This window comes from Solemya elarraichensis gill symbiont, assembly GCF_002021095.1.
GTDB lineage: Bacteria > Pseudomonadota > Gammaproteobacteria > Chromatiales > Chromatiaceae.
In genome coordinates this window covers 1-7,438 of the sequence record NZ_MPRK01000075.1, presented here as the reverse complement: position 1 = coordinate 7,438, position 7,438 = coordinate 1, and the positions used below count along the sequence as shown (strand labels likewise).

7 protein-coding genes are annotated in these 7,438 nt (G+C 52.1%); 3 read left to right on the top strand and 4 right to left on the bottom strand.

Annotated features, from left to right (window positions below; translation table 11 throughout):
* Both BOW51_RS11100 and BOW51_RS05370 read left to right on the top strand, forming a co-directional pair.
* A partial coding sequence (locus BOW51_RS11100; protein WP_167367242.1) for a DUF1800 family protein occupies nt 1–515 on the top strand: 515 nt, incomplete at its 5' end.
* Nucleotides 516–526: 11 nt separating this feature from the next.
* Entirely contained in the window at nt 527–1,981 is a 1,455-nt protein-coding gene (locus BOW51_RS05370) for a DUF1501 domain-containing protein (protein WP_167367241.1), read from the top strand.
* Between the two features lie 80 nt (nt 1,982–2,061).
* Here BOW51_RS05370 and BOW51_RS05365 read toward each other — a convergent pair whose 3' ends face one another.
* On the bottom strand, nt 2,062–2,463 hold the full coding sequence (locus tag BOW51_RS05365; RefSeq protein ID WP_153039625.1) for a hypothetical protein: 402 nt from the start codon (nt 2,461–2,463) through the stop codon (nt 2,062–2,064).
* Nucleotides 2,464–2,573: 110 nt separating this feature from the next.
* Here BOW51_RS05365 and BOW51_RS05360 point away from each other — a divergent pair, with 110 nt between their 5' ends.
* Nucleotides 2,574–3,410, top strand: a complete 837-nt coding sequence (locus BOW51_RS05360) for a sulfurtransferase (RefSeq protein ID WP_078476796.1) — start codon at nt 2,574–2,576, stop codon at nt 3,408–3,410.
* A 36-nt stretch (nt 3,411–3,446) separates the two neighbouring features.
* Here BOW51_RS05360 and BOW51_RS05355 read toward each other — a convergent pair whose 3' ends face one another.
* The 3 genes from BOW51_RS05355 to BOW51_RS05345 all read right to left on the bottom strand — a co-directional run bounded on the left by BOW51_RS05355 (nt 3,447) and on the right by BOW51_RS05345 (nt 7,157).
* The gene (locus tag BOW51_RS05355) at nt 3,447–4,301 is read right to left on the bottom strand and encodes a CPBP family intramembrane glutamic endopeptidase (protein WP_167367240.1); all 855 of its coding nucleotides are present in this window, start codon (nt 4,299–4,301) and stop codon (nt 3,447–3,449) included.
* A 143-nt stretch (nt 4,302–4,444) separates the two neighbouring features.
* Complete coding sequence (gene typA, locus BOW51_RS05350) at nt 4,445–6,265, bottom strand: translational GTPase TypA (protein WP_078476794.1); 1,821 nt, start codon at nt 6,263–6,265, stop codon at nt 4,445–4,447.
* Between the two features lie 475 nt (nt 6,266–6,740).
* Nucleotides 6,741–7,157 (bottom strand): antitoxin Xre/MbcA/ParS toxin-binding domain-containing protein, encoded by a 417-nt coding sequence (locus tag BOW51_RS05345; protein WP_078476793.1) that lies wholly within the window; start codon nt 7,155–7,157, stop codon nt 6,741–6,743.
* Nucleotides 7,158–7,438 lie beyond the last annotated feature (281 nt).

The following is a 7,438-nucleotide window of genomic DNA, read 5'->3' as shown; positions in this document are numbered from 1 at the left end:
GCAAAGCCACGAATACGCCCTATTACAAGATGCCATATACATCACACCGGGGCTTTATCGGGCTCTATGGGCAGGCCTTGCTAAAATCGCCTTCGGTATTCAATTTTTATCGCCCGGACTACTCCCCACCCAACCTGAATGACCAGGAGCTGGTCGCACCCGAGTTCCAGATCACGACTGAAACGACCATGGTGCAACTGCTGAACTCGCTTAACCGGCAAATCCAGAATGCATTCAACACCGGCTGTACCTATTCAAGGCCGGACCTCACATATGAACTGAGCCTGGTTCCAGACACTCCGGCGCTGACCGAAACAGAGGTCACAGGCCCCCTGCTCGACTACATGAGTCTTCTTCTGCTGAGTGATGCCATGAGCACCGAGTTGAGGACCATACTCAGCAATCACCTGTTCACAAATTTCTCTTACTCACTCAACGAGGAGGAAAGAATGAAAATGGTGATGGATGCCCTGACGCTAATTATTTCATCGCCTGAATACCTGGTTCAAAAGTAGGGAGTTACATGATGAGCAAAACAACCGATTTAAAAAGACGCCAGTTTCTCAAACAACTTGCACTTGCAGCAGGTGGCACATCCCTGCTCTCCTACCAGGGACAATTGCAGCTGATCCAGTCAGCCTATGCAGCTGGCAGCAGCGATTACGGCAATACGCTGACAGACCATAAAACACTGGTTTGCGTATTCCTGTTTGGCGGCAACGATTCTTTCAATATGTTCATCCCCTATTCCGGCGATCAAAGAACATACTATGAAACTGCCAGGTCCGGCCTCGAAATCACCAAGGGGGTAAATCCAGACCAAATCAACCCGGCAGATGTCGTCGAGGCATATGACCCGGAGAACCCCGGAATCTCTCACGGCGAATATGCTTTTCATCCAAGCATGCCGAATATCACCAGCCTCTATAACAGTAACAAGCTTGCAGTGGTTGCAAATACCGGCAACCTGATTGAGCCCGTGACTCGAGCGCAGTACCTGGACAGAAAAAATAACGGCATCCTGCTGCCAAGTGGAATTTTTTCACACAGCCATATGCAGAACTACTGGCAGACGAGCGAGGAGCCCAATCCCGGCCAGGTTCGTACAGGTTGGGGTGGGCGTATGGCAGACATGATCATGGATACGAACAGCGCCTCGAGTGTTCAGGCGCTTTACACCATGACAGGCATTCATCCGTGGGAAGTCGGAAATGATGTCATTCAGTTGAGTATTGGCAGCAGTGGCTTAACAAACGTCTCTTACATCAACGGATCAAATGATCGCTCCAACGCCTGGAGCCAGATCCTTGCCGATAGCCATTTGAGTGCAAATCCACTCGAAGAGACATACGCAATCGCGAGTGATTCAACCAAAGACAGCGTTGCAGTGATTCAGTCTGCATTGGCCGGCGCACCGGATTTCGGCACAATTACCGGCAACTCGCTAGCCAATCAGCTCAGAGTCGCAGCACAACTGATCTCCATGCGAGATGACCCACTTCTCAACCAGAGACGCCAGATCATTTTTGTCGGTCTCGGCGGATGGGATACTCACGGCAATCAGCTCGAGACTCACGCCTATCGACTCGGACAGGTAGATACTGCCCTGTCACTCTTCCAGCAGGCCATGGATGCAGAAGGCTATGCTGATTCAGTCACAACCTTCACGGCATCGGAATTTGGCCGCAGCCTGACGATCAATGGTGATGGCACAGACCACGCCTGGGGGGCACATGCACTCGTTATGGGTGGCGCGGTCAATGGAGGAAAGGTTTTGGGCACACTCCCATCCCTGCAACTCGGTGCAGTTGGCGGGCAGGATGATGCCGGAAATGATGGACGCATCATACCGACAACCGCGATTGATCAGTATGGTGCCGCATTGGCAGAGTGGTTTGGTCTCAATTCGTCAGATATTGATGATATCTTTCCGAATCTCACCAACTTCCCATCGAGCAACCTCCCGCTTCTCTTTACCTGACACCGGTATTGCCGGTTTCACGCGGTTGATTATGAGTTGAGAGAGGTGGTCGGGAAGCGTTGCTGCAGGACTGCGGGGAGTTACTGAACAGGTTCCGCTACGGTGCTGCTTTTCTGCTCCTCTTCTATTCTCTTCAGATCTTCGATGTGGGCACAGAAACTGAGGTCCGTCTCCGCTTGACGCTCCGATGCACGCACATCGTCACACAGCTCCTTGTCTTCACAGGCATCACATTTCACCATGTGCTTTTGTATATCAACACCCTGCTCCGTATGCAGGTATTCCGCCCTGTTGATACCAAGGAAGCCGAGCATGTTGGAGATGCGCAGGCTATCGAGGCCGTCACCCAGCTGCTTGCGATAAGTGTGCCCGTCAATCAGGTTGCGGGCGATTGCATAAGGCATCATCAGCGCCACGGCAAGCACCAGCAGCGCCAATACCAGCACACCAAGCAGACTTCCTATTTCCATTGGTAGACTCATTCTCTTTTCCATCCAGGTCAAACAGGTAATAATTGTCTATTATCGATGGCGGAACGAACCTGAAGATTGATAAATATCAATCAAGCCGTATATCAGAGTATCCTAACCCAATGAGTTACAGCCTCCTGATAGAGACCCATGAACTGGCCCGGCTACAGATGCAGTCGGCGGCCAACCAACAACCAATTGTGGTCGATTGCCGTTTTGACCTTGCAAATCCAGACAGCGGAGAGCAATCCTGGAGGCAATCCCACTTGCCAAATGCTAGCTATGCCCACCTCAACCGGGACCTTGCCTCGGAAGTGACGCCGGCAACAGGCCGGCACCCACTGCCCGATGTGGAGGAACTGGTCAGCAGACTCGAAGCATGGGTAATCAGCAATGATTCACAGGTTGTCGTCTACGACGATATGTCGGGCGCTTACGCAGTACGCCTGTGGTGGATGCTACGCTGGCTGGGTCACACAAAAGTCGCCATTCTCAATGGTGGCTGGCAGAAGTGGACAGCAGAACAGCGTCCGCTCGAAAACACAGCACCGCATTTAGAAGCCGGCCACTTCAAGGCCGCGGGTGACGACCATCAATGGCTCGACAGGCAGTCAGTCGCCGAGGGCCTGGAGAAGCGCTCAATCACACTTGTCGATGCCCGCACCGCTGAACGTTTCGAAGGAGTCGTGGAGCAGATCGACAGGATTGCCGGGCACATTCCCGGTGCCGTTAACCACCCTTTCCAGAATAATCTTGATGAAGCTGGCTGTTTTCTGCCAGCCGATACACTCAGAGATCGATACACCAGGCTGCTTGGGGATTGTGATGCCGCTAGCGTCGTGCACATGTGCGGCTCAGGGGTCACCGCGGTCCACAACATGCTGGCGATGGAGATTGCTGGTATGCATGGTTCAAAGCTGTATGTTGGCTCATGGAGTGACTGGATTCGCGAGCTCTAGAGAAGCAGGTGGTCAACAGCCATTATGTAAAACCGTTTACTCACGGTTGTTCCTGCGCCAGAAGAACCAGGTCAGGGTTGCATGGATCAGCAAGCCTGTCGCAGACAGGTAACCCACCATTCCATCATAGCCGCCGACCAGAACACTCAATGGTTCGCTCGAATCGACCTTGGTGATCTTGCGTACCACCTTGATCACAAATACGAAGCCTGCATGCAGACCGATAACATAGGCAAGATTACCGGTGCGTTCACGTACGATAGCGAGATAGAGACCAACTGCAAAGAGGCCGATAAAAGAGTCCATCGTGGCCCAATCTGCTAGCTGATCAAAACTCCCCTGCAGGATCAGGAAACCACTGTACCAATGTGAAGAGTCGCCCGCTGGCAGTGGCAGCGGCTTGATAAAGTGCATCGACGCATAGAGCAGGCTCGACAGCAGCAACGCAACAGGAAAGCCGGCGCGCCTACGCATCGCACCGTAGATACCACCTCGAAAGAATGTCTCCTCGATAAAACCGATGAGAATACCGCCGACAAGCCCCCCGATTAGCGCCTTCAGCAGGATCATCGCGAAATCGTCACCAACAGGCCTCAGAAAGCGGATATCGAGAACAACCAGCGCAATACTCAGCACCGACAGGATTCCAATCCCCATCAGCAGGCCCCTGAACAATTCTGTGATGAAGAGTCGGCGCTCCAGACCATAACCAAGCGCCTGCTTGTTGTTGAGGCCATACCAGGCGAGCAAAAACAGGAACATCGGGATCATGAACAGCTTGCCGGTGGTATTCATCAGCTTATGCGGCCCACGGGACGAGAGCTCGGGGAAGGCGTCATACAGAGGTGCATTCACCAGCGCGCTGAGAAGCAAGGCAACTACAATCGTCAATAAAAAAACCGCAAGGACGCGCAAACCGGAAAGCATGAGAATTGTCTGTCTTTTCAGATGTTATCAACAGATGATATTAACATCCATTGCCGGTGGGTTTCGCCCTCGGCTCAACCCACCCTGCGGCAATTGATTATTCAGTATCAGGTATTCGACTCGCGCGATGCCTTCTTGCGCTCGTGTTCCTTGAGGTGACGTTTGCGGATGCGGACTGCGTTGGGTGTGATCTCGACCAATTCATCATCTTCGATCGCTTCCAGTGCCTGCTCAAGTGAATAATTGAGCGGTGGTGTCAGAATCAGATTTTCATCAGTACCTGCAGCACGTACGTTGGTCAACTGCTTCGCCTTCAGCGGGTTCACAGTCAGATCATTGTCACGCGAATGCAAACCGATAACCTGGCCTTCGTATACCTCTTCAGCATGGCTGATGAAGAGCTTGCCACGATCCTGCAGATTGAAGAGTGCATAGCCGAGCGCCTTGCCGGTGCTATTGGAAATCAAAGCACCATTGTGACGTGGCGCGATTCCACCCTTCTGGGTCTGACCATAGTGATCAAACACATGGTAGATAAGCCCGGTACCGGAAGTCAGTGTCATGAACTCGGTCTGAAAACCGATCAGGCCACGTGACGGAATAATGTAGTCAAGACGCACACGACCGCTACCATCTGGCACCATGTTCTTGAGGTCGCCCTTACGCTCACCCAGGGCTTCCATGATGCCGCCCTGGTTCTTCTCTTCCACGTCAACTGTCAGCTGCTCGTACGGTTCGCACACATCACCGTCAATTTCACGGAAGATAACCTCCGGACGCGAGACAGCCAACTCGTAACCTTCACGACGCATATTCTCGAGCAGGATCGACAAGTGCAATTCACCACGTCCGGAAACCTTGAATTTCTCCGGATCGGTGCCCTCTTCAACGCGCAGTGCCACGTTGTGGATCAGTTCTCGTTCGAGACGCTCCTTGAGCTGACGCGAGGTCAGGTACTTGCCTTCCTTGCCGGCAAACGGGGAGGTGTTGACCTGAAAGGTCATGGAGACGGTAGGCTCATCGACCGACAGCGGTGGCAGTGCTTCTACCGCCTCCGGATCACACAGGGTGTCTGAGACGTTCGGTGCAGCGAGACCGGTAATGGCGATAATGTCGCCCGCAGAGGCCATCTCCACCTCGTTCCGCTCCAGACCGATGTAACCGTAGACCAGGCCGATCTTGGCCTTGTATTGCTCACCATCAGGTTTGACAACAATCACCTGCTGATTCGGTTTGACGCTGCCACTTGTGACACGGCCAACGCCGATTGCACCGACATAGCTGCTGTAGTCCAGGTTGGATATTTGCATCTTGAAGAGACCGTCAGGATCGACTTCCGGCATTGGGCAGTGCTCTACGATTGCCTCAAACAACGGCTGCATGTCACCTTCCCGATCAGAATCCTCGATGCTTGCATAACCATTGATTGCCGATGCATAGATGATTGGAAAATCGAGCTGCTCATCAGTGGCACCAAGACGATCGAAAAGATCAAATACCTGGTCGATGACCCAGTCGGGACGTGCGCCCGGCTTATCAACCTTATTAACCACGACGATCGGACGCAGGCCATGGTCGAATGCCTTCTGGGTCACGAAGCGTGTTTGCGGCATCGGTCCTTCCTGCGCATCTACAAGCAGCAGTACTGAATCGACCATCGACAGAACGCGCTCGACTTCACCACCGAAATCGGCGTGGCCGGGAGTATCAACTATATTGATGCGGTAGTCGTTCCAGACAATCGCCGTGTTCTTCGAGAGGATCGTGATGCCACGCTCTTTCTCGAGATCATTTGAGTCCATGACTCTTTCGACAGGGCCGAAACGATCACCAAGGGTGCCGGATTGTTGCAGCAGCTGATCGACGAGTGTTGTCTTACCATGGTCGACGTGCGCGATGATGGCGATATTTCGTAATTTCTGGATCACAGAGGGTTCCTGACGGGAGGGATTTAAGTTCAAGGCGGCGCATTATAACAGCACTGAAAGAAAACGCCCCACTAATTGTTCCATGACAGAATCAGTCTCTGTACCTGATCCCTCGTGAACTTGTCAGGGTTATACCTAAGGCGCACTCAAAGTTTTCCACAATTGCTGTGGATAACTTTGTGAGTAAGATAGGAATCTCAGCGCAATCGCTTGATGGCAAAAGGGATGTAATAAATTGGTCATTTTTTATACAGAATCTAAATGGCATTTATTTCAATAAGTTAAAGAGCTTTTCTGCGTCATCACTGAACCCTAGTCAGCTAAGGGGTTAATTTCTTGTGGCAGGCAGGGCAATGTGGATAAACGTACTTATGTATATACAAATGCTTTGCTTATAGAAGCATTTTCTGATGTTGTGATGCACCCCCTGACGGTAAGGGAGAAATCCGAATTTATGTCTGCTTACCGCCGCTTGTCAGCCCTGCTTCGAGCCGGTCAGATCCCAGGAGAAAGTACAATCGAGTTCCGACAGCACTGCGATCAGGCCGCTCTCGCCATCCTTGAGAATAATTGACAACGGAGTGCGTCGACCAAAACGGCGATGTGGCTGGCGAATCCACATTCCGGCCATGCGCGGATTCTGCGGATAGGTGGTACGAAGTGCATCGGCAATTCTGAGCAGATAGCCTGCGCGGCGTAGAACCTTCTCATCTTCCGGAAAAGGTTCGATACCCTCACGGAACTTGTGAAAACTTCTTGATCGAACATTGGAGGGCATGGCAAGAAGCGCCTGCATTTCACTCGTATCGAGTCGCCACAAATCGAGCAGTCCCATCACGTGTTGCGTGATTTCAGTCCGTGCCGCTTTCTTGTCCGCTACTGCTTCCGTCATGATTCCGCCAAAACTCCGGAGAGGAATTACCTATTAAATTAGTCGGGTATTATAGCACGCTGGATCTTCACCGGGCAGCCATGTCCTCTGTATGCTTTTTTGCGTCGCACAATCAGACCTTCCGTCGTGCTAGAATTTCTGCTCATTGCAGTCACCCGAATAGCATGACAGCGCGGATTGATGCCGAGCCAACAGACACACTATAGTTACACTATCGCCAAACGAGATGGAATTCAGTCTACTCGTGGATATGGAAGTCTACAGTAGTCAGGAACTGGATG